Origin of the sequence: Devosia aquimaris (assembly GCF_020169335.1) — a bacterium.
Lineage (GTDB): Bacteria > Pseudomonadota > Alphaproteobacteria > Rhizobiales > Devosiaceae > Devosia > Devosia aquimaris.
Genome location: NZ_JAIEZN010000001.1, coordinates 1,827,016 through 1,850,204 on the forward strand (window position 1 = coordinate 1,827,016; position 23,189 = coordinate 1,850,204).

Annotated in this window: 20 protein-coding genes and 1 tRNA gene; 3 read left to right on the top strand and 18 right to left on the bottom strand. The window is 63.3% G+C overall.

What is annotated here, in order from left to right; translation table 11 throughout:
• Positions 1-80: 80 nt before the first annotated feature.
• The 3 genes from K1177_RS08820 to acs form a co-directional block, all read right to left on the bottom strand.
• Positions 81-1,178 carry a glycoside hydrolase family 3 N-terminal domain-containing protein gene (locus K1177_RS08820; protein WP_224702919.1) on the bottom strand — a complete coding sequence of 366 codons (1,098 nt, stop codon included), beginning with the start codon at positions 1,176-1,178 and terminating at the stop codon, positions 81-83.
• A 231-nt stretch (positions 1,179-1,409) separates the two neighbouring features.
• On the bottom strand, positions 1,410-2,651 hold the full coding sequence (locus K1177_RS08825; RefSeq protein WP_224702920.1) for a glycosyl hydrolase family 8: 1,242 nt from the start codon (positions 2,649-2,651) through the stop codon (positions 1,410-1,412).
• Between the two features lie 177 nt (positions 2,652-2,828).
• Positions 2,829-4,775 carry an acetate--CoA ligase gene (acs, locus tag K1177_RS08830; protein ID WP_224702921.1) on the bottom strand — a complete coding sequence of 649 codons (1,947 nt, stop codon included), beginning with the start codon at positions 4,773-4,775 and terminating at the stop codon, positions 2,829-2,831.
• Between the two features lie 195 nt (positions 4,776-4,970).
• On the opposite strand from acs, the gene K1177_RS08835 reads away from it, so the two are divergent.
• Complete coding sequence (locus tag K1177_RS08835) at positions 4,971-5,582, top strand: GNAT family N-acetyltransferase (RefSeq protein ID WP_224702923.1); 612 nt, start codon at positions 4,971-4,973, stop codon at positions 5,580-5,582.
• Between the two features lie 8 nt (positions 5,583-5,590).
• Here K1177_RS08835 and K1177_RS08840 read toward each other — a convergent pair whose 3' ends face one another.
• From K1177_RS08840 to K1177_RS08860, 5 genes are all read right to left on the bottom strand, one after another.
• Positions 5,591-6,916 (bottom strand): lipopolysaccharide biosynthesis protein, encoded by a 1,326-nt coding sequence (locus tag K1177_RS08840; protein ID WP_224702925.1) that lies wholly within the window; start codon positions 6,914-6,916, stop codon positions 5,591-5,593.
• Positions 6,913-8,094, bottom strand: coding sequence for a lipid II:glycine glycyltransferase FemX (locus K1177_RS08845; RefSeq protein ID WP_224702926.1), 1,182 nt, complete (start codon positions 8,092-8,094; stop codon positions 6,913-6,915). The genes K1177_RS08840 and K1177_RS08845 overlap by 4 nt, the downstream gene beginning before the upstream one ends.
• 107 nt (positions 8,095-8,201) lie before the next feature.
• Positions 8,202-8,894, bottom strand: coding sequence for a YjbE family putative metal transport protein (locus tag K1177_RS08850; protein WP_224702928.1), 693 nt, complete (start codon positions 8,892-8,894; stop codon positions 8,202-8,204).
• 262 nt (positions 8,895-9,156) lie between these two features.
• Positions 9,157-9,232 (bottom strand) — tRNA-Lys (locus K1177_RS08855).
• Between the two features lie 229 nt (positions 9,233-9,461).
• Positions 9,462-9,812: a hypothetical protein gene (locus tag K1177_RS08860; RefSeq protein WP_224702930.1), complete on the bottom strand. Its 351-nt coding sequence runs from the start codon at positions 9,810-9,812 to the stop codon at positions 9,462-9,464.
• 183 nt (positions 9,813-9,995) lie between these two features.
• Between K1177_RS08860 and K1177_RS08865 the strand changes: the two genes are divergently transcribed.
• Entirely contained in the window at positions 9,996-11,114 is a 1,119-nt protein-coding gene (locus K1177_RS08865; RefSeq protein WP_224702931.1) for a pyridoxal phosphate-dependent aminotransferase, read from the top strand.
• Here the strand turns inward: K1177_RS08865 and K1177_RS08870 are convergent.
• The 10 genes from K1177_RS08870 to K1177_RS08910 all read right to left on the bottom strand — a co-directional run bounded on the left by K1177_RS08870 (position 11,092) and on the right by K1177_RS08910 (position 20,370).
• Positions 11,092-12,039, bottom strand: a complete 948-nt coding sequence (locus tag K1177_RS08870; protein ID WP_224702932.1) for an endonuclease/exonuclease/phosphatase family protein — start codon at positions 12,037-12,039, stop codon at positions 11,092-11,094. The two genes, K1177_RS08865 and K1177_RS08870, sit on opposite strands and share 23 nt — an antisense overlap.
• A gap of 123 nt (positions 12,040-12,162) precedes the next feature.
• Positions 12,163-13,722: a 2-isopropylmalate synthase gene (locus K1177_RS08875; RefSeq protein ID WP_224702933.1), complete on the bottom strand. Its 1,560-nt coding sequence runs from the start codon at positions 13,720-13,722 to the stop codon at positions 12,163-12,165.
• Positions 13,723-13,835: 113 nt separating this feature from the next.
• A complete protein-coding gene (locus K1177_RS18410; protein WP_263574795.1) occupies positions 13,836-13,961 on the bottom strand; it encodes a hypothetical protein in 126 nt (41 codons plus the stop codon).
• A gap of 89 nt (positions 13,962-14,050) precedes the next feature.
• Positions 14,051-14,938: a PhzF family phenazine biosynthesis protein gene (locus K1177_RS08880; protein ID WP_224702935.1), complete on the bottom strand. Its 888-nt coding sequence runs from the start codon at positions 14,936-14,938 to the stop codon at positions 14,051-14,053.
• Positions 14,939-14,947: 9 nt separating this feature from the next.
• Entirely contained in the window at positions 14,948-15,439 is a 492-nt protein-coding gene (locus K1177_RS08885; RefSeq protein WP_224703719.1) for a heme-degrading domain-containing protein, read from the bottom strand.
• A gap of 2 nt (positions 15,440-15,441) precedes the next feature.
• Positions 15,442-15,909, bottom strand: coding sequence for a GFA family protein (locus K1177_RS08890; RefSeq protein ID WP_224702936.1), 468 nt, complete (start codon positions 15,907-15,909; stop codon positions 15,442-15,444).
• Positions 15,910-15,997: 88 nt separating this feature from the next.
• Positions 15,998-17,764, bottom strand: coding sequence for a B12-binding domain-containing radical SAM protein (locus K1177_RS08895; RefSeq protein WP_224702937.1), 1,767 nt, complete (start codon positions 17,762-17,764; stop codon positions 15,998-16,000).
• Positions 17,765-17,907: 143 nt separating this feature from the next.
• Positions 17,908-18,627, bottom strand: a complete 720-nt coding sequence (locus tag K1177_RS08900) for a hypothetical protein (RefSeq protein WP_224702939.1) — start codon at positions 18,625-18,627, stop codon at positions 17,908-17,910.
• A 50-nt stretch (positions 18,628-18,677) separates the two neighbouring features.
• Positions 18,678-19,697, bottom strand: a complete 1,020-nt coding sequence (gene ilvC, locus K1177_RS08905) for a ketol-acid reductoisomerase (RefSeq protein ID WP_224702940.1) — start codon at positions 19,695-19,697, stop codon at positions 18,678-18,680.
• 22 nt (positions 19,698-19,719) lie between these two features.
• Positions 19,720-20,370, bottom strand: a complete 651-nt coding sequence (locus K1177_RS08910) for a TetR/AcrR family transcriptional regulator (protein WP_224702941.1) — start codon at positions 20,368-20,370, stop codon at positions 19,720-19,722.
• 319 nt (positions 20,371-20,689) lie between these two features.
• On the opposite strand from K1177_RS08910, the gene K1177_RS08915 reads away from it, so the two are divergent.
• Entirely contained in the window at positions 20,690-22,996 is a 2,307-nt protein-coding gene (locus K1177_RS08915) for a methyl-accepting chemotaxis protein (RefSeq protein WP_224702942.1), read from the top strand.
• The last annotated feature ends 193 nt before the right edge of the window (positions 22,997-23,189 follow it).

Consider the following 23,189-nt stretch of genomic DNA (forward strand, 5'->3'; position numbering starts at 1 on the left):
TCCTGCTGCGTGGATGCGGACTTTATCTGCGCTTTCCCCGCGAGGGAACCGGCGCGGCGCAGAAGATGGGGAAAGCTGCGCTATTGCGCAATGCTGCGCTTGAGCGCCACGATTCGGTCATAGCTCTCGGCGACGCGCGCCGCAAAGGCCGGGTCGGCCTTGGATTCGGCCACCAGGATATCGAGGATCTTCTGTCCCAGCCCGGCGCTGTAGTCCGCCGTATTGGAAAACAGCAGCACATCCACCCCAGCGCGCACCGCCATGGTCACAGTCTGCTTGAGATCGAAATGGTCGCGAATGGCGCCCATTTCGAGATCGTCGCTGATCACCACGCCGTCATATTTGAGATCCCCGCGCAACACGCCGTCAATCCACTGCGGCGACAGCGACGAGGGCGTCTGCGCTCCGGCATCGGCATATTTGGCATGGTAGAGATGGCCAACCATGACCATGTCCACGTCCCCGGCAGCGATCAGCAGGCGATAGGGCTCCAGCTCCTCGGGTTTCCAGGTCTCGGTGATATCGACAAAGCCCTCATGGCTGTCTGCCGCAGACGAGCCATGCCCTGGAAAATGCTTGAGGGAGGTGAGCACGCCCGCCGCATGATGCGCCTTGATGAAGGCCGCATCATAGGCCGCGACCACCGCCGGATCGGCACTGAAAGATCGACCGAACTTGGCAATGATCGGGTTCTTCGGATTGATGTTGACGTCGGCGACCGGCCCGAAATTGACGGTGAATCCCAGATCGGCAATGGCAGCGGCCATGCGGGCGTAGATTGCCTCGGCCTGCTGGGGCGAATCATCGGCCGCAATTGCGGCCGCGCTGGGTATTTCGGTGAAGCCAACCGCCTTGGTCAGCCGCTCTACCGCGCCCCCCTCCTGATCGAGAGTGATAAAGGGCGGCAGCCCGGGCGATGCGGCTCGAAAGGCCTGGTTCATCGCGCGCACAGCCGGCAGGCTCTTGATATTGGTCTTGAGCAGCATGACGCCGCCCAAATCGCCCGCCGCAAGAGCGTCGACCAGCGCCTTGACGCTGGCATCACCGGCATCGTCGCCCTGAAAGCCCACCACGATCATCTGGCCCGCCATCTGCTCGATCGGCGTGCTTTCCGTGGCGTAAACCGATGTACCAAACAGTATAAGGGCAATAATCGGTCGAATCAGGGTCGAAATCACGGGCGGTTCTCTTTGTGAAGCAGCGGTCGGATGGTGAGGCCAAAGCAGCCTAAATCATGGCATCAAATAAAAAAGTGATTGATTTGCCCCACTTTGGGGCTGAAATCGTTGCCAATAATGCTACTATATATTTAGGCGACTTGGAGGACGGACCGTTTTTCAACCTTCCGGTTCGTAGTGCCGTTGCCTTTGATCGGGCGGGGATCTTGGGGTCCCCGCCCGTGACCATTTCTACGGCACTTCCCAACGCCCGTTCATGGCAATCATGGACAGCAGTTTGAGCGTGTTGCCGAAGTAGTCCTCTTGGGAAATCGGTGTCTGCACTGTATCGGCCCAGATGGAGTCGAGCCACCTCTGATTGGCTGGATCGACCATCGCCGCCACCCCGAGCGGCGCCACAAAGGCCATGCTGTTCAAGCCCGGATCCGGCATGGTTGTGCCATCGAGCGCGTAGCCATCAGCAATCTGCGTGGGATCATCGCCCGTGCTGTGGCGCATGAAGGCCGTCAGCGGCGCCACGGACGCCTGGGCCCGTGCATCACCAAACAGCAGATAGTCCAGTGCCACGCGCCAGGGATAGCGCGCCGCATTCCAGCTGTAGGCCCCGTCGCCCTCCCCTTCGAGGAACTCGGCCGGCGCAGGGCGCGGCGCGCCATCGAGGTCCATGATGAAATCGGGGACCAGGCCAGTCTGGGGCGCAAAGCCCTGCTGCACTTCGGCCATCAAACCATAGGTGCGCTCGAGCACATCCGTCCATGCCGCCTCGCCCGTAGCCGTGGCAAAGCTGCGCAGATGCGACAGCATGAAATCGGACGTGCGCGTGGTGTAGCGATAATAGGTTTCATCCGGATGCACCGCCCAGTCGCCGATGCCCAGGTGCATGGAGACAGGATCGACTTCATAGGCCAGGATCGCCGCCATGGTCGCCTCGGCTTTCGCCGCGTAGTCAATGGCGCCATCGCTGCCCCAGACCTTGTCGGCCAGCAGCAGGGCGTAGGCGATGTCGAGATCGCCATCGGTCGCCGCGTTACTGCCACCAACATCTACGCCCGCATCAATGCAGCCCTCGACCTGGTTCCACGCCATCAAGTCCGGCGAAGACGAGGCTGGATGCGCCTGCGCATAGGCCAGCATGGCGTCAAAGTCTGCCCGCGCATCGGCATCGACATCGGCCATCATCACCAGCGCCAGCATGCCATAGCCATGCGCCTCCGAGACCGTAACCGTGCCCGCCTCGGTGCCGCCAAACACCGGCTTGCCGTCGCCGCCAACATCGACATAGGCCTGGCCCTCGCCGCAGCCATGCTTGAAATAGACCGACTTCCACTGCCGATAGAAATCGACCAGCTGCGCCGCCCGCTCCTCAGCAGGCTGGCCGGGCAGGATCGTGCCGCTGACATAGGGGGCGGCCGCCACGGGCAGACAGGTGCAGGCCAACAGGGCCAGGGCGGGCAATCTCGAGAGCATAGTCATAGCGTCGTCACGTCCCCTGCATGCGGAACAGCCACAAACGCTGTGTGCGAAAATCGGAGGGGCATGGCAAGTCCGCCGGTGTGGAGCGCAACGGCGCCCCCCAAAAAACCGCGAGGCCGGACCATGGGCCCGACCTCGACGATACGTATGCAGTGGTCCGACGAACCGGCGTGACCGCTAGCGGTTCTGCCGGTTGGCGATCAGATCGTCCACCACGCTGGGATCAGCCAGCGTCGAGGTGTCGCCCAGCGAGCCGAAGTCGTTTTCGGCCACCTTGCGCAGGATGCGGCGCATGATCTTGCCCGACCGGGTCTTGGGCAGGCCGGGCGCCCACTGGATCAGGTCCGGCGAGGCAATCGGGCCGATTTCCTTGCGCACCCAGTTCTTGAGCTCGGTTCGCAGATCATCGCTGCTGGCTTCGCCCGCCATCAGGGTTACGTAGCAATAGATGCCCTGCCCCTTGATGTCGTGCGGATAGCCGACGACAGCGGCCTCGGACACCTTTGGATGGGCCACCAGCGCACTCTCCACCTCGGCCGTGCCGAGACGATGGCCGGAGACATTGAGCACGTCATCGACGCGACCAGTGATCCAGTAGTAGCCATCGTCGTCACGACGGCAGCCGTCACCAGTGAAGTAATAGCCCTTGTAGGTCTCGAAATAGGTCGAGACGAAGCGTCCATGGTCACCCCAGATGGTGCGCGCCTGGCTGGGCCAGCTGTCGGCGATGGCCAGCACGCCCTCGGCCTTGGTGGCCTCCTGCACCTTGCCCTCGGGCGACAGCACCACCGGCTTGATGCCGAAGAAGGGCTTGGTCGCCGAACCCGGCTTGGTCGGGATGGCGCCGGGGAACGGCGCGATCATATGGCCGCCCGTCTCGGTCTGCCACCAGGCATCGACAATGCCGCAACGGCCCTTGCCGACCTTGTTGTAGTACCACAGCCAGGCTTCCGGATTGATCGGCTCGCCCACCGTGCCGAGCAGGCGCAGGCTGGGCATGTCGTGCTTTTCGACATATTGCGCGCCCGCGCCCATCAGCGCGCGGATGGCGGTCGGGGCGGTGTGGAAGATGTTGACCTTGTGCTTTTCCACGACCTGCCAGAAGCGGCTGGCGTCGGGATAGCTCGGAATACCCTCGAACATCACCGTGGTGGCGCCATTGGCCAGCGGGCCATAGACGATATAGCTGTGGCCGGTGACCCAGCCGACGTCGGCCGTGCACCAGAAGATCTCGCCGCGCTTGTAGTCAAAGCTCAGCTCATGGGTGAGCGAGGTATAGAGCAGATAGCCGCCCGTGGTGTGCAGCACGCCCTTCGGCTTGCCGGTGGAGCCGGAGGTATAGAGGATGAACAGCGGGTCTTCCGCGTTCATCGGCTCGGGATCGTTGAACGGCTCGACGCCGGCTGCGGCCTCGTGCCACCAGACGTCGCGACTGCCCTTCATGGCCACATCGGCGCCGGTGTTGTGCACCACCAGCACCTTGGAGACGCCGGGGCAGTCCTCGAGGGCCTTGTCGACATTCTTCTTGAGCGGCACGGTCTTGCCACCGCGGCGGCCTTCATCGGCGGTGATCACCACGGCCGAGTCGCAGTCATTGATGCGGCCGGCCAGGGCGTCGGGCGAGAAGCCGCCGAACACCACCGAATGCACGGCGCCGATGCGGGCACAGGCCAGCATGGCATAGGCTGCCTGCGGAATCATCGGTAGGTAGATGGTGACGCGGTCGCCCTTGCGCACGCCCAGCGACTTCAGCACGTTGGCGCAGCGGCAGACCTTTTCGTGCAGCGTGCGGTAGCTGATGTGCTCGGCCGGCGCGTTGGGGTCATCGGGTTCCCAGATGATGGCGATATCGTCGCCATGCTCGGCAAGATGGCGGTCAATGCAATTGGCCGCGACGTTGAGCACGCCGTCCTCGAACCATTTGATGGAGACGTCGGGATACTGGAAGGTGGTGTTCTTCACCTTCGTGGGAAAGCGCACCCAATCGAGGCGCTTGGCCTGCTCACCCCAGAATCCGTCAGGATCGCTGAGAGATCTGGCATACATCTGATCATATTGCGCATCGGTCACATGGGTGCGCGCGATCGCAGCCGCACTTGGCTGGAATACAAGCTGTTCGCTCATATCATCCTCCCTTATCTCTCCCAGCGTCCGTTCTACTGATCCCCCCCGCGCCGGGCAAGGGCCACGCCATGCGACTTATAGGGCAGTCGGGCAAATCCGCCGCCCGATCAGGCCATTAACTGCACGCAACAAGGCGCCTTCGGCGACCGGACAAGCAATGCTATGCTCCGACTCAGGACATTCAGGGGACTGGGCATGAGCGAAAGCACGACGGCGACAGCGACCGAACAAACCGCCCCCGCCAAGGTCCAGACCTATCGCGGCGCGACCTATGCCGATATTCCCAAGGTGCATGCCCGGCTCATGGAGGCCATCGAGACCTCCCCGTACTATTTGCCCGAGTTCAAGGCCTATGAGATGGCGCGGCTGACGCCGGACTATCTGGCGGCCCTGGTGGACGCGGACCCCTTCCATATCTTCGTGCTCGAGCGCGACGGCGAAATGGGCGCCTTCATGATGTCCGGGCCGGAATTGGGCACGCTCTGGCTCTACTGGAGCTATGTCCTGCCCGAGTTCCGCCGCTCGACGCTGGGCCTGTGGGGCATGCGAAGCTTCATCAGCCACTGGGACAATGGGCGCTTCCACAAGATCGCCACCTATACCAAGACCGGCAATGACGCCGCCGCCGCGATCATGAACCGCATGGGGTTCACCCACACCGCGACGCTGGAGCAGCATATCTTCGGCGAGGACTACCTGCTCTATGAGCACAAGCTGACCAAGGTCGAGCCCGGCTATGACCGGGGCACGAGCGGCGGGATTGCCAACAGGCTGCGTCGCCGCGTTCGTCTCGCCCTGGCGCGCTAGTCCGCGTCCTATTCTGCCGGAACGGCGGCCGCCCGGCGCACGCGGAACCATTGCATGATCGACACGTCGATCTTGGCCGTGCGCAACGCGACATACCATAGACCCACTGACCACAGCGTGATGGCAACGATGGCGCTGAGCGCTGCGCCCATCAGCCCCCAATGGGGGACCAGAAGGGCGTTGAGCACGATCAGGGTCACGATGCCCAGGCCCACCGAAGGCAGGCTGGCGTAGGGCCGGTCGTGGATGGACAGCACCAGTGAGGCCGGGCCCATGACCGAGCGGACCACCAGCGCCAGGCTGAGCACGGCCAGCGGGGCCGCTCCCACTGCAAAGGCCGGGCCGAACAGCATCAGGGCCAGCGGCGCCCCCAGAGTGACCAGCACGAACAGCACGATGGACAACACGCTGGCGACGAAATTGGCGTCACCCACCTTGCGGTTGAAGGTGGCCCGATCGGCATTGGCCTCGCTCTCGAACATGTCCGGCAGGGTCACGGCATAGACAGCCGCCACGCCAAACGACATCAGCGAGAAGATGCGGGTGCAGACGCCGAAGATGGCCAGTTCCTGATGGCTCAGGCTGTGGCTGAGCAGCAGCAGGTCGATATCGAAGAAGAAGTCGGTCGCCAGCGAAATCAGCACCCAGGGCATGGCAAAGCGCCACCAGCGGCGCGCCTCGCCGGCGCGAGCCGGCGCGGTATCGGCCAGGCGCGGCAGTGTCGCCAGCACGAACAGGAAGTGCACGATGGCAATGGCCACATAGCCGACCGAGACGCCCCAGAGCATGGCATTGAAGCCATCGACCGGGGTGGCAAAGCTCATGGTCACCAGGAACGTGACAATCAGCATCATGGGGCGAAACAGCGTATCGGCAAAAAAGCCAGCCAGCGGTCGCTTGAGGCCCACCAGCAGCGCGCCGTTGACATAGACCATGGCCGTGCCGAAGGCGAGCAGCACCACCGGCACGAAATGCTGGGCCAGCGCGGTGCCCCTGAGATCGAGCAACACGATGACCGAGGGCCCCAGGAGCAACAGCAGCACGGTGGTCGCCAGCACATGCGCATAGGCGCGCGAGAGGAAAACGATCAGCTGCTTGCGTTCCCCGCGGGCGCGGTATTCAGCAGCAAAATAGGTCCCGACGGTGTGAAAGCCCAGCGGCATCACGACCGCCACCAGATTGACCGTGGCGATCACCAGCAGATATTCGCCCAGCAGCTCCGGACCCCAGATGCGGGCGATCAGCGCCTGCACCAGGAATACCAGGCCGGCGCCGCCCAGGCGGGCAGCAAAAATCAGGCTGGACTGCGAGGCCAACCGGCGCTGGATGCTCATTCGGCCACCTGGTCAGAGCCGCCACGAACCTGCGTGGGGCGTGACTTGGGATTGCGCCAGCCATCGAACTGGCGGCGCAGATGATGCATGGCATCGCGTGCTGCAAAGGCACCGGCCCCCAGCGCATAGGCGAGCGGACGGCTGGCATAATTGGCCACCGGCGGCACCGGCTGGATCACGCCGGCGTCGCCGACCATGCCCTTCTTGAACTGGTGCAGGCCCTGGAAGCCATCGGTACCGCCCAAATCGTACCAGGTCGCCCTTGTGTTGTCGCGCAGCCAGCGGATGATGTGCCAGTGCATGAAATAGCCGGCACGCAGCGGCAATGCCTGGTCATTGGTGGCGCCGTAGAGATAGACGGCGCGGTCGCCGGCCTTGAAGATCAGCGCGCCGGCGACCAGCTCGCCCGCATGGCGGACAAAGAACAGCTCGGGGCGCAGCGGATCATCCAGCGCCATCAGCGCGTCGACCGTGTCATAGGCTGAATGGTCGGAGAACTGCTTGCGATCGGTCATCGCCGTATAGAGCGTCTGGAACTCCGCCAGCCGCTCGGGTCCGGCATGCTCGAAGCTCAGACCGGCCTTTTCAGACTTGTTGAGATGATAGCGCCACTTCTGGTGCAGGCTCTTGCGCTGCGCCGCATCATCGAGCCGGAGATTGACGATATAGCGCGAGGGGAAGAGCAGCTGCGAGCCTGGCTTGAACCCATGCTGGTCCAGCACAACCCAGGCGTCGTTGACGCTGGTGATCGAGGCGGCCGGCAACACCGAAATCATCTGGCCACGGGCGTCGGCATAGTCCGCCATCAGCGCCTCGACCATGCCGGTGTAGATGGCGCCGGCGTCGGGGCGAGAGATATCCTTGCGCATCGGCCCCCACTTGGAGACCGCGATCTTGCCCAGGCGCAGCGGCAACGGCTGCACCATCATGAGCGAGCCGCCCACAACCTCGCTGTCGAGCAGGAACAGCATCGGCTCATGCTGGACCGACGGCCAGCGCGTCACCGCAAAGGCATAGAGCTGTTCCTGGCAGACTTCGTCGAAATCGGCGATGGTCCGGTCCCACTCCGGCCCCGAGACGATCCGCGTGGTCAACCGGTGCACCAATGGCACGCCACCCTGCCCCACATCCACAAAAGCAGGCGCAGTCTGGCTGGGGCGATCTTCGGTCAAAGACATGGTGATTTTCCGCTGAGACATTGAGCGGAAACCTAAACCCCGGTGGTGTGCAAATCCCTATGCATCAGGCTGGTGCAGCACAAAACTGCACCCGTGGTTACCAAAGACTAATGCGCAGCGGCAGCGACGTGATTTGTGTAGAGCAGCGGGATATCGGGCAGCGGCACGAACGCGCCCAGCCCCTCGAGCGCCATGCGCAGCGCCACAAACAGGATGATGACCAGGCCCACCCAGGCGATCCAGCGGAAGCGGTGCAGCAGGCCGGCGATAAAGCTGGCGGCAACGCCCATCATGACCACCGACAGGGCCAGGCCGATCACCAGGGCCTCGAAATGGTGCTGCGCCGCGCCGGCCACGGCCAGAACATTGTCCAGCGACATCGAAACGTCGGCAATGATGATCTGGATGATCGCCTGGCGCAGGGTCTTGCGCGGGGCCGTGCCGCTGATGGTGCCATCAGCATTGGTGTCGGAGTTTTCCAACGCCTCCTGCGCGTTGTGCGTATCGTCTTCCGAGGTCGTGAGCTCGCGATACATCTTCCAGCAGACGTAGAACAGCAGCACGCCACCGGCGATCAGCAGACCACCGCCAAGCGCCAGCAACTGGGTGGTGATCAGCGCAAAGAAGATGCGCAGCACCGTCGCCGCCAGAATGCCGATGAGAATGGCCCGGCGACGCACATCCGAGGCAAGCCCTGCCGCCGCCATGCCGATGACAACGGCATTGTCGCCGGCCAGCACCAGGTCGATCAGGATCACCTGCACAAGCGATGTGAGAAAGCTGGGATCGATGCCGAACATCACGGGCCTCGCGGACAACGGAAACTACCGCCCGCCTATAGACCGACACTGTGGCGGTGAAAAGCGCGCGGGACAGAAATACGTCAAAAAACTTAGCATTTATGGGCGTTTCGGCCCGATCTGACAGCTTGGTGACAGACTGACGAGCGGCGCTATTGGCAACCGTGTGTGAGCGACAGCCCGCCGATGCGTCCGGCACGCAAACGCGCTCGCCGGCCACATGGCAAGCGCTGCATTTTGCGATCTGAAGGAAGGGAAACTTTGGTGGGCGAGCACGGATTCGAACCGTGGACCCGACGATTAAGAGTCGTCTGCTCTACCAGCTGAGCTACTCGCCCAGTGCTTGGGCTTCCAAAGTGGCGCCTCTCTACCAAAGGGATTCTGCGCTGTCTAGCGCTTGTGCAAACTTTCCCGAAAACTGAGGTGCACAAACTCGGGCAAAGCCCGGAATTCCTAGGGCGAGAGGCGCTAAAACTTTTAGTGTCCAACCAAAAAACAAGCGCCACAGGGTGGCGCGGATAGTCCATAGCCCCGCGTCGGCGTCACGTGCCTGGCGCGGAGGGGCAGTCATTTCATTTGTGCGCGGCTTTCCTTGAAGGCTTCAAAGTCCAGCACATTGCTCTTGCGGGCACGGGGTTCCGGCAACATGTCGTCCATCAGGTTGATGGTCCTCTCGATGATGTACAGCACCTGGCGCGCCCGGCCATCGTCTCCCCGCAGCAAAGCTGCGGCGCGCTCGAGATGATCGCGCGCAAGAAGGTAGGTTGGCGGCATATCAAATGTCTCCTTGAAAACGGCTTGTAAGTGGAAACGTCCCGGGTAAGACGCGCCGCCAGACTGCGCCCGCATGCCTTTCGGAAAGTTGCCGGCGCGGCGCGCATTTAAGTCAAATGCCGCCCATTCAAGTGCTCTCCGCAAAGCCCCACGTCACCTGAGGTCTGGCCCGCGTCAAGCGCGCAGACGCTGTGTATAACTGTGGGAGCGCGGGTTTGAGGCCAATGGCTTCAACGTCTTCATTAACAGAGCGACCGCCTGCCGAATGCGGCTGGCGCATGGCGGGAATGCAGTTACGATGGCCGGACGTTGTCGCGAGTCCTGCCCATGTTGCGCCCCCGCCTGGCCCCTATTGCCGATGCCGTTCCCGAAACCGTGCCCTTCACCGGCCCCGAAGCCATCGAACGCCGGCTGGGGACCCCGTTCCAGGCCCGACTCGGCGCCAATGAGAGCCCATTCGGCATCGCCGAATCGACCCGGCAGGTGATTGCCGACGCGATCGACCACAGCTGGAAATATGGCGATCCGGAATGTCATGACCTGCGCGTGGCCATCGCCCGCCATCTTGGCATCGCAGCCGATGAGGTGGTGGCGGGCCCCGGCGTGGATGCGCTGCTTGGCCTGACGGTGCGCCTCTATGCAGCGCCGGGCGATGTGGTGGTCACCTCGCTGGGCGGCTACCCGACCTTCAACTACCATCTGGTGGGCTATGGCACCCGCATGGTGACCGCGCCCTATCGCGAATACTACGAGGACGTGGACGCCCTGGCGCGCCTGGCGCGGGAGAACGACGCGGCGATGGTCTATCTTGCCAATCCCGACAATCCCATGGGCAGCGCCTGGCCCGCCGAAGCGGTGGAACGCTTCATCGACAGCGTTCCGGCAACCACGCTGATCGTGCTCGACGAGGCCTATGGCGAGCTGGCGCCCCAGGGCACGATGCCGCCCATCGATACCAGCCGGCCCAATCTGCTGCGCATGCGCACCTTCTCCAAGGCCTATGGCATGGCCGGCATGCGCGTCGGCTACGCCTTTGGCGAGCGGCAGACCATCCGGGCCTTCGAGCGCGTGCGCGACCATTTCGGGGTGAGTTCGGTGGCCCAGGCCGGCGCAATCGCGGCGCTGGCGGACACCGATCATCTCAACAGCGTCATCGCACAGACCAATGCGGCCAAGGCGCGCATCGCCGGCATCGCCCAAGACAATGGCCTCCACCCCCTGCCCTCAGCGACCAACTTCGTCGCCATCGACTGCCGCAGTGATGCCGGCTTTGCCCAGCGCATCCTGACGGGACTGGCCGAAAGGGGCGTGTTCATCCGCAAGCCGGGCACGCCGGGCCTGGATCACTGTATTCGCATCAGCGCCGGTCTGCCCGCCGCGCTTGACCTGCTGGCCGAGCAATTGCCGCTGGCCATCGCGGCCGCTAGGACCCCGCCCGCAGGCTGACTTCGGCGCGGAGCGCCCGGTGATTGGAACCAAAGCTGTCGGCCGGGGAATCGATGGCGTCGATCAGAATGCTGCCGCGGGTGAACATGTTGTCGATCGGCACGCCCAGGGCGCCCAGACGCACCGGCCAGGTGCCCGGATGCCAGGGCGGCGGCACCAGGTCCGCGCCTTGACTGAACTGCGCGATTTCGTCTGACCAAGCTGCGGCATTGAAATCGCCAGAGACCAGGACGCGGCCCTCAATCCCGTTCAGCACGGCATGAACGCTCTGCAGCTCCATCCATGCCGCCTCGTCGAAATAGGGCTTGGAGAGATGGGCGCCAACCACCGTCAGGGGCACCCCCTCAAAGCTGACGTGAGCCACCGCCAGCCTCTCGCGTTGAAACGGCGGCATCAGCAGCATCTGCGGCTCTTCGATCGGCACGCGCGAGAAGATGGTGAGGTCGCAGGTGCGTCGGCGCTCGCAGCCCACCCTGTAGGGCAGAACCTTGGCAATATCGTCCAGATAGGCCTCGATGCCTGGGGTCTCCATCACCACGGCAATGTCGGGCGCCTGGCCGATGATATAGTCCGCGGCGGCGCGTCCCTTGAGATTGCCGGTGAGCACGTTGAAACTGATCACCTTGAGCCGGGCCAGCACATCGCCCGTCACCGCGTCGCGGCGCTGGTAGCCATCAAGGATCGGCACCAGTCCCTGCCCGACGCTGGCCAGCATCAGCACCACCACCACCAGAGCGCGCCAGCGACCACCGGTCACCAGCAACACCGCCACCAGCGGAACACCCAATGCGGCAATGTGGAAGCGCAGGCTCTGCAGCAGGTCGACGCCCGGAATGCCGCGCGGCACGCTCACCAGCAAGAGCACCATGGCAAACGCCAGCATTCCGGCCGTGGCCATGCCCCGCACTTCGGCCTTCAAGCTCATGCAAGCGCTCTCTCTGTCATCGCCCTGCAGTGGTGGCGCAGCCTCACGGCCTGCGCAAGGTCCATGCCGGCAAGGCAGTCATGTCACAAGGCGACATGAGCAGCCCCGCCGTCCATGGCAAGCCTAGCCGGCGAGAGCACCCTGTGCCGAAGCGCCGCGTTCGATCAGCAGGCGATTGTAGGCGTTGAGATAGGCGCGGGCCGAAGCCACCAGTGTATCGGGCTCGGCAGCATTGCCCGAGACGATCCGGCCGTTCATCTCCAGGCGAACATGCGCGCTGGCCTGCGCGTCAGTGCCGCCGGTCACGCCGTCAACCGCATAGAGCACCAGATGCGGCTGCTGACCGACGCCGGCCTTGATGGCGTTGAAGATGGCATCCACCGAGCCGGTGCCCTCAAAGCTGACAGCCGTTTCTTCGCCATCGATGCTCAGGGTCATGTCGCACTTGTGCACGCCGCCGGTCTTGGACACGACCTGCATGTCGACCAGGCGGATGCGGTCGCCGACCGAGCCGACCTCGTCGTCCACCAGCGCCACGATGTCGGCGTCATAGACATGCTTCTTGCGGTCAGCTAGATCCTTGAAGCGCACAAAGGCTTCCTGGAAGGCATTGTCGCCCAGTTCGTAGCCCAGCTCCTTGAGCTTGTCCTTGAAGGCGGCGCGGCCGGAATGCTTGCCCATCACCAGGGTGGTTTCCTTGATGCCCACGCTGGCCGGCGTCATGATCTCATAGGTCTCGGCGTTCTTGAGCATGCCGTCCTGATGGATGCCGCTCTCATGGGCGAAGGCGTTCTTGCCCACGATGGCCTTGTTGTACTGCACCGGGAAATTGGCCGCCGCCGAAACGATCTTGCTGGCGCGGGCCAGATGGGTGGTCTCGATCTCGGTGTGATAGGGCATGACGTCGCCACGCGTGCGCAGCGCCATCACCACCTCTTCGAGTGCGGCATTGCCGGCGCGCTCGCCCAGGCCATTGATGGTGCACTCCACCTGGCGCGCACCACCGCGCACGGCGGCCAGTGAATTGGCGACGGCCAGGCCCAGGTCATTGTGGCAATGGGCCGAGAAGATCGCCTTGTCGGCGCCCGGCACCGACGTGATGATGGTGCGGAACATGTTCTCATGCTCGTCGGGCACAGCATAACCCACCGTATCGGGCAGATTGATGGTGGTGGCGCCAGCCTTGATGGCCGTCTCGACGCAGCGCTTGAGGAACTCCAGCGGCGTGCGGGTGGCGTCCATCGCCGACCATTCGACATCGTCGATCAGATTGCGCGCCTGGGCGACCGTGCGGGCGATGATCTCGATGACCTCGTCCTCGGTCTTTTTCATCTGGTGGGCCAGATGGATGGGCGAGGTGGAGACGAAAGTGTGGATGCGGCCGCGCTGGGCATGGCGCACGGCCTCGCCGGCCCGGTCGATGTCGGCGCTGATCGCACGGGCCAGGCCCGCGACGGTGGCGCGCTTGACCTGCTTGGCCACGGCCACCACGGCCTCGAAGTCGCCATTGGATGCGATGGGGAAGCCGGCTTCGATGATGTCGACGCCCATGTCGTCGAGCGTCTCGGCAACCTGCAGCTTTTCTTCCAGCGTCATGGTCGCGCCGGGCGACTGCTCGCCGTCGCGCAGCGTGGTGTCAAAGATGAAGATGCGGTCTTTGTTGGAATCGGTGGTGGCAGACATTGATGGTGTTCCTATCATCGGCCCAGAGCAAAGCTCTCAGAGGCCGGACATTTGCTGTTCGGCATGTGGCGTAATCCCCTGACGACCCGCTCGTTTCAACGAGCTGCCGGTGATCAGGGGCTGATAAGAAGGAGGAGCAGGGCCGCGGGCAGCAGCAGCAGGCCGGCAGCAATCATCATGCGCGCCCGAAGGGCGTCGCGCTGGCTGATGGCAATGGCTTTGGCGCGCTTGCGCTGCATGGGTTTCGTCCTGATGTTGCTGCAGAATGCGCCAATCGGGACTGCCATGCAAGCCCGCGCGCAGCACAAGATGATTTTTTGGTGTGCAGTCAGTCGTCAAAATCGAGCACGCCCTCGCCCAGCACGATGGCATCGCCGCCAATGCTGCCGTGCACGAGCACATCATCTTCCTTGCGCAACTGCAGCATGATCCGGCAGGGCCGCCCCATTTCGACGCCCTGACGCAGCACGAAATCGGCCTGTCCATTGGCGAGTGGGGCCTGTTCGGCCAACAGGCCAATGAGCGCCGCAGCGGCCGAGCCCGTGCCCGGGTCTTCGCCCACGCCCATGCCGAACATGCGGGCGGCCAGGTCGTTGTCCGGCTCGTCGGGCGTCAGCGTGAAGACATAGGCCGAGTTGTGGTCGTGGTGGAATACACTGTCCCAGCGCGCCCGGTTGAGCTGGATGCGCCGCAGCACGGCGGCGTCGCGCACGGGAACGAGATGGAATGTGACGCCCGCCGAGAACACCGCGGGCTGGTAACCGGCGCAACCAATGTCTTCCGGCTCGATGCCCAGCGCCTGGGCGATGGCCAGTCGGTCCTTGAATTCGGCGATGCGCTGGGGCAGCCGCGGCAGCGCAAAGCGCGCTTCGCCCGAGCGCCGGTCGACCTTTTCAAACAGGGCCGTGATCAGCCCGACCTTTTCTTCCATGCGAACGGCACTGGCCTTGCGCTGCAGGCCAAGCACCACGGCCGCCCCCACGGTGGGATGGCCGGCAAAAGGAAGCTCCTGATAGGGTGTGAAGATACGCACCGCCGCCGTATTGCGTTCCGAGGCAGGCTTGAACAGAAACACCGTCTCGCTGAGGTTGAACTCGCGGGCAATGGCCTGCATCTCGTCGTCGAGCAGTCCATCGGCCTTGGGCACAACGGCCAGCGGGTTACCCTTGAGCCGCTCGCGAGTGAAGACATCGAGCAGCATATAGTTGAGTTTCACATCCGCCCCCTACTCAAGCGGCAAGGCATAGTCGGCACGGGCCAGCCCGAGGTGATCGCACAGGGCATCAACAGCCACGGCATGATCGCTTCGCCCCGGCAGGCCTGAGATGGTGAGCGCACCAATGATGCCGGCACCTTTGACACGAATGGGAAAGCCCCCGCCGGCAATGACAAAGTCCGCCGGATCAGCGCCCGACTGCGGCGTGAACGGGCCCTCGCCGCGCTCGAGCACCATGCGATAGCTGGCGCGCTGGTAGCGCCGCACGGTGTTGATCTTGCGCCGAACCCATTCGGCATTGTCGGCACTGGTATTGGCCGTGGCAGCAAAGAACACCTGCCGGTCCCAAGTGCGCAGGTCGATCACAATGCCCATGCCCTCGGCCAGCGCCCGGGAACGGATGGCCGACCCGATCTCAAAGGCCACATCCTCATCGAAACGCGAGAGTTCGAGCGCCAGTTCCTGCTTCTTGACGAGCGCGATATCGTCCGCCACGGCCATAGTCATGCGTCCTTGCTGTTGAGTGCGGTCCAGGCGTCAAACAGCGGCGTACGATCCACTGCGCCCTTGGGGAAATTGACGAGGCTCTGATCGATGTCGACCCAGGCGGCCTTGCTGTCGGTCCAGATATTGCCCACAGGCGGCGCCCAGTTCAGGTCATCGAGCGTGCCAGCCCGAACCACCTTGATGCCCGGCGCCGGCGGCGTGTTCCACAGCCAGCCGTGGCAATTGGCGCAGAAGTGCATGGCGATGACATTGCCGCTGTCGGCCTTGCGGTCATAGGTTTCCACTTCGCCCGAGGCCTCGAAGTCGGCGTCGCGCACGATCATCGACATGGACCAGGCCGCGCCAGAGAAGCGCTGGCAATCCTTGCAATGGCAATTATAGACGGATAACGGGCTGGCCTTGAGCCGATAGCGCACCGCGCCACATTGGCAGCCGCCTTCGACGGGAAAATCCGGCAGACTCATTTCGCCCCTCTCCATTCTTTTGCGCCTTGGTCTGCATCGCTTCTAGACCAAGTTCGGCTGCATCAGAAGGGCCGAGATGCAATCGCGCCTAGGGCGTTGATTCCGGCATGTCTTCGCCATGCCGGACGCGATCAAGGCGCTTTTCCTGCTTGAGCCAGGCCTGGGCGTCGCTGGACTGGAACATTTCGAGCGCCTCCTCCTGCTCACTCACCGGCGTCAGCGCCACATCGGTATAGCTGGCCTTGGCCGGATCCTTGTCGACCCGGCGCAGCACCATGCCGAACTTCAAGTAGAGCGCAGCCCAGGCAAAGACCTTGCCCACCGTCTCGGCCCAATACCGCGGATAGAACACCAGCGGACTTTCCAGCCCCAGTTCCGGGCGCCGCGCATGGCGATATTTGCGCCGCACGCCACCGCCCTCGAGCGGATGCACGCCCTCGATGGTCACGGAACCAACGAACCACGTCACCAACAGCAGGATATTGGCCGTCGATATGCCGGTGACCGCCGCCCGCCGCATGATCGTCTCGACATGGGCCGGCGTGTAATACTGCATCCAGGCATCGGCATAGACCTTCTCCCATTCCGCCCGGCTCATCAGCGGATGGGCGGTGGTGACATGGTTGAGGTCATAGCGGTTGAGGTCCTCATCCATGGCCACGCCCGAGCGATGCAGCTTCTGGTGATCCTCCGAACCGGGCAGTGGCGTGAGGAAGAAGAATTCCAAGAGGTCTACCGGCAGCTCGCGCTGGATCACTTCGATGTCATGGGCGATGCGCTCGGGCGTATCGCCGGGAAAGCCCAGGATATAGCCGGCATAGGTGATGACATGCTGCGCCTTCCAGGCCAGCAGCATGGTGCGATATTCGGTGATCTTGTTCTGCCGCTTCTTGGCGCCCATCAGATTGGCCGGATTGACATTCTCCAGCCCGATGAACACGCGCTTGACCCCTGCCCGGGCGCATTTTTCGACGAAGTTCTCGATTTTGTGGCAGAGCGTATCGACCTGGATGATGAAGTTGAAATCGAGCTTCTCGCCCTCGCGCATGGCAATCAACCGATCGAGAATGGGCTCCCAATCCTTGTTGCGGGCAAAATTGTCATCGGTGATGAAGAATCGGCGCACGCCCTGGGCCAGATTGTCCCGCACGATTTTCTCGACATCATCGGGTGAGCGGCGGCGCGACTTGCGCCCCTGCACATTGATGATGGTGCAGAAGCTGCACTGATAGGGACACCCCCGCCCGGCATCGAAGCTGGTGAGGTTATAGGCCGTCTTGCCGACGTGATTGGCCGGCAGGAACGGCACCGGCGTATCCTCAATGCCCGGCAGATCATTCATGAAATTATAGAGCGGCTGCAGCGTGCCGACATTGGCATCGCGCAGAACTGCTTCCAGCCGCCCCTCGGCTTCGCCCGCGAACATTGAAATACCCAGGGCCTGCGCCTCCTTGAACCGCTCGTCCTCGCCATTGAGCATGGAGATGACGCCCGAGACATGGAAGCCTCCGATGCCCACCTGAAGGCCGCGCGCCCGCAGCGGCCGCGCAATATCCAGCGCGCGGGGAAACTGATTGGACTGCACACCCACCAGCATGACCATGCCGGCATCGGCAGCCTCGATCTGCGCCGCGATGCGGCCCACATGCACCTCGGTATTGGTCTCGTCAATCACCTGCACATCAAATTGCACATCCGGACCAAGCACTTGCCGCGCAATACAGTCGCGCGCCAGACCATAGACGGCGGCCAATGAATTGGACGGAATGGGCGATCGCCACCACTGGATGACATAGCCGTCATCGTCGTAGTGCGAGGGTTTGATCAAATACAGGCGGAAAATTCGCTTGGTCATCGTCTTTGGTCACCCACGAATGGAAGAAGCCAGGACTTGTCGAGACCAGCCAAGTCTAGTCGTCACAGCAGTTTAAGGAAAGCGCCAAGCGAGGCGGACCGCACAAGTGTGATCGAGGCAGCCCCAGCAGCCGAAAGCGGCGATCAGCTCAGGCTGCCGGCCTCGAAGGCAGCCGCCACGGCCTGGGCATAGGGCACGGCACCCAGGCGCACGGCATCGGCATGGCTGTGGACGACCACGACATCGGCAAGCTCACGATGCGCCTGGGCATCGAGATTGACACGGATGCGAGCGACCAGATCCTCGGCCGCTTCCGGGAAATGCAGCACCTTGATCAGCGAGATCAGCGTGCCCTGCTCGACCGCGTAGAGCTGGCCACCGCGGGCCTCCGCGACAGTGAGCCCGGTTTCTTCGTCCAGTTCCAGCGCGATGCAGTTGAGCGCGTCAACGCTGCCGTCGGGCCGCACATCGCGCGGCTCCAGCGAGCCGCCCGGCGGATAGACGCGGCCGGCATTGGCCGTGTCGCCACCCATCACGCCATAGATCAGCGCGCCATCGGACGAAACGATCAGCGCACAGCCAAAGGCATGGCGCAGGCCGAAGTCGGCAAAGCCATGCCGCCGCCAGGTCATCAGGGCCGAATAGCCATCTTCCCGCGCCTCGGCGCGCAACACGCCCTGAGGGTCGATCATGGGCCCGGAGCCAACGGGCGACAGCCCCAGCACACGCCCGTCCCAGAGATGCGGGTTGGCTGCCACGGCCTCGGCCCAAAAAGCCGGCACGTCGGCGCGCATGGCCGGCGGCAGTGGCCATGCCCCTGGCACCAGGCGGATATGGACAGCGGTGATGGGGGTGATCTGCATGGAGAAATGAAAACGGCCGGGGTCTCCCCCGGCCGCCTTGTCTGTCAGTCCTAGTTCTTTTCTTTGTTGACCAGGGCGCCGGCCTTGATCCAGGGCATCATGTCGCGCAGCTTGCCGCCGACTTCCTCGATGGCATGCTCGTCGGCCAGGCGACGGGTTGCCTTGAAGCGGGCGCCGCCCGACTTGATTTCCTGCATCCACTCGCTGGTGAACTTGCCTGACTGGATGTCGTGCAGCACGCGCTTCATCTCGGCCTTGGTTTCCGAGGTGATGATGCGCGGACCGGTGACATACTCGCCCCACTCAGCGGTGTTGGAGATCGAGTAGTTCATGTTGGCAATGCCGCCCTGGTAGATCAGGTCGACGATGAGCTTCACTTCGTGCAGGCACTCGAAATAGGCCATTTCGGGCGCATAGCCGGCTTCCACCAGCGTCTCGAAGCCAGCACGGATCAGCTCGACCAGACCGCCGCAGAGCACGGCCTGCTCGCCGAACAGGTCGGTTTCGCATTCTTCGCGGAAATTGGTCTCGATGACGCCCGAACGGCCACCGCCAACGCCCGAGGCATAGGCCAGCGCGATGTCATGGGCATTGCCCGATGCGTCCTGGTGCACGGCGATCAGGCACGGCACACCGCCACCCTTCTGGTATTCGCCGCGCACGGTGTGGCCCGGGCCCTTGGGGGCGATCATGATCACGTCGACGGTCGACTTGGGCTCGATCAGGTTGAAGTGCACGTTCAGGCCATGCGCGAACGCCAGGGCAGCGCCATCACGGATATTGGGCTCGATGTGCTGCTTGTAGATGTCGGCCTGCAGCTCGTCAGGGGTCAGCATCATGATGACGTCGGCCCACTTGGAGGCATCGGCGACGCTCATCACCTTGAGGCCTTCACCCTCGGCCTTCTTGGCCGACGGGGAACCCGGACGCAGGGCCACCACGACGTCGGTGACGCCAGAGTCGCGCAGGTTCAGCACATGGGCATGGCCCTGGCTGCCGTAGCCGACGATGGCGACCTTCTTGGACTTGATGATGTTGAGATCGGCATCACGATCGTAATAGACGCGCATGGGTTGCTCCCTTGAAATGCGGTTATGCTTGTGTGGCTTTCGCCCCGTAAAGGGCAAAGAACTGATCGGTCGCGGCCTTGACGTCCGCTTCGATATTGTCGGTGACATTGGCCTGCGTCAGCGCCTTGTCGCCCAGCAACAGGCGGATCTGCACATCGCGCACCACCAGGCCGAAGAAGGTGCGATACGCGTCTTCGCTGCTGGTGAAGCGCAACAGGCGCGCATCGCGTCCGGCTTCCAGAATCGGCTTGAGCCGGCGGCGAATGGCCAGCGGACCGTTTTCCAGCACGATCATGCCCAGGCTGTCCTTTTCCTGGGCGGCGTGGGTCACGGCCGTGCGGTTGAGCGTGATGGAGACTTCCCCGGTGATGACGGTGAGCAGGTCGCGGGCGAATTGCTCGATGCTGGCGCGCAGCGTCTTGGCATTGAGCCCGCTGCGATCAACCTGCGGCATGCGCACTTTGGCCGCCTGCCATTGCACCGTGGCGGTCAGCAGCCCGTCGCGATCACCGAACCATTTGTAGAGCGTTTCCTTGCTGCACGAGGCGCGCCGCGCCACGGCCGTCATGGTCAGGCCGTCGCCATTTTCGACGAGCAGGTCCAGCGCCGCCGTCAGCACTGCCTGCTGCCGGGGCGTAAACGTCTCTTCGTTGACCTTGATGGTCAGGGCCACGGCGCGTCCTTGCCTGCTATACCGAACGGTTTCGGCGGAATTCGTTCTCTGCCGTACCGTACGGTACGGTTCGATGCAAGCGATTTTTCGCGGCCGAGGCGGCAGGGACAGGCCGCTGCGTAGCAAGACAAGGGCACGCGGCAGCCAGCCGGGGAGATGATCGAGCAGCCTAAAGACGCCGATCAGCGTGGCAAACGGCCGGAAAACAAACCTTCATTAATTCTAGAGTAGTACTAATCAATGGTCAAAACAGCCCGGCGTCCAGATCTGACGTGTTGCCGGAACTGCGTCCCCCGTGCAGTGGAAAGTTGAGAATTCAATGGCAGCAACACTTAAACGGCCTATTGCCGTCAAACTACTGGCTGTCAGCGCCCTGGCGATCAGCACACTGCTGGCATCCACCTTCCTGGTGGTGACACTCCAGGTCCGCGACAAGGCCGAGTCTCTGATTCTGGACCAGGCCCGCACCGACGCTGCCGCGAACGCCATGGCGCTCAATACCGAGATTGGTCTTCTGTCGGGATCGACCCGTGCCCTGGCCGGAACCATCGAGACCGGCCTTGCCAGCGGGACCATTGATCGCGCCGGCATCGTCCAGATTCTCAAGCCGCAGATCGAAAAGTTCGACTCCGTGTTTGGCGCCTGGGCCCTCGAAGCGCCCGAGGGGCTCGATGGGGTGCCCAGCACCGCCACGGCCGACGAAACGCTTGGCACCAATGCGACCGGCCAGTTCACCCCCTATTGGACGCGATCGGATTCGGGCCTGTCCCTGATTGTCCCCGATGTGGTCAGCTACGATGAGGCCTTTTATGCCGACGTTGCTCGCACCCTCAAGAGCGGCGTGACCGAGCCCTATGCCGAAGACACTGTCGGCGGCATGCTGATGATGAGCATCATTCAGCCAATCCTGGTGAGCGGCCAGCTGCGTGGCGTCGTGGGTGTCGACGTCGGCCTCGACAGCCTTTCAAATCTGGTCAAGGAACAGCGTCCTTTCGATACCGGCAGTGTCTATCTCATGTCCGCTGGCGGCAAATGGCTCGCCGCGCCGCAGGAAGACATGCTGCTCAAGGACTATGACGACACCGTGGGAACGGCTGCGCCGTCGGCACAATCCCAGGCCGTTTCGGCCGCGCTCTCCGAGGGCAAGACCGCCATTCTCAAGGATGTGACCGGCGCCGATGGCCAGATGGTCTATCGCCTGATCCATCCATTTGCCCTGCCCGGCCTCAACGCCAACTGGGCTATTGTCGAAGATGTGCCCGTATCGGTGATCTCCACGGTGGTCGACGAACAGACCCTGGTGCTCGTCGCTGGCGGGCTGGTCATTCTCGCCGCCGTCATGATCGCGCTGTTCCTGGCCATCCGCATGTTTGTCCAGCAGCCCATGGGCTCCCTGCTGCGCGAGGTTGGACGCCTGTCCGACGGCCAACTGGATGAAGCCATAGCCGGCCAGGGACGATCGGACGAAATCGGCGCCGTCGCCGTCGCGCTCGAGGCCTTCCGCCACAAACTCGCCCATGGCCGCGTGCTGGAAGTCACCACGGCCCGCCAGCACGCAGAAGCTGAACAGCAGCGCCTGCTCGGCGAACAGGAGCGAAATCGCACCGAATCCGAGCGTCTGCAGACCGCCGAAGAACAGCGCGTCGTGGTTGAATCGCTCGGCCGCGGGCTGGCGCAGCTGGCCGACGGCAATCTGAGCTACCGCATCACCGAGCGCTTCCCGGGCACCTACGAGGATCTTCGTATGGCCTACAACAACTCGCTCGAACGCTTTGCCGACGTGGTCTCGAAGCTGCGCGCCACATCGGGCTCGCTCAAGCAGGCAACGGGTGAAATCCTGTCAGGCGCCAATGATCTGGCCGAACGCACCACGCGCCAGGCTGCCGCCATCGAGGAGACGTCAGCGGCAATGGAGCAACTGGCCAGCACCGTGATCGCAAATGCGGAACGCGCGGACGTGGCCCGAGGCAAGGCCGAGACAGTGGCCAGCAGCGCCGAACAGGGCGGCAAGGTCATGTCTGACGCCAACCTGGCAATGGAGCGCATCACCAACTCGTCAGCCAAGATCTCCAACATCATCGGTATGATCGACGACATCGCCTTCCAGACCAATCTGCTGGCGCTCAACGCGTCGGTGGAAGCGGCCCGCGCCGGCGATGCCGGCAAGGGCTTTGCCGTTGTGGCCGTCGAAGTGCGTCGCCTGGCTCAAAGCGCCGCCAACGCTTCTGCCGAGGTCAAAGTGCTCATCGAGCAATCGGCCAATGAAGTGAGCGACGGCTCTCGCCTGGTCTCTGATGCCGCGGACCGGTTGGTCTCCATTCTCACCGAGGTTCAGGAGAATACGCGCATCGTCAACGACATCGCGCGGGCCAGCCAGGAACAGTCCGGCGCAATTCGAGAGGTCTCGACCGCCATCCGCCAGATGGACGAGATGACCCAGCACAATGCGGCGCTCGTTGAAGAAACCAACGCCGCCATCGAGCAGACCGAATCCCAGGCCAATGACCTCGACCAGATCGTTGCCGTCTTCGTTGTGGAGCCGCCGTCCGGCAAGCACGCAAATCGCACGAGCGCCACGGCAGCGACACGCTCGGAATCGGCGCCCGCGCGTCGGTTTGGCACCTAGACTGGATCGACTGGCGGCACAGCCAGCCAGACCCACCCTGCATGGCGGCCCCAACGGGCCGCCATCGTCTTTTCAGCCGGCTCTGGCCTTCTCTTTGCCCCGCACGGTCCGGCACATTTTCTTTTCATCGGCACTTGCCGATGGAAGCGACAGTCGCCATCTTGGCATTCATCAATTCTTCCGCCGCAACCAA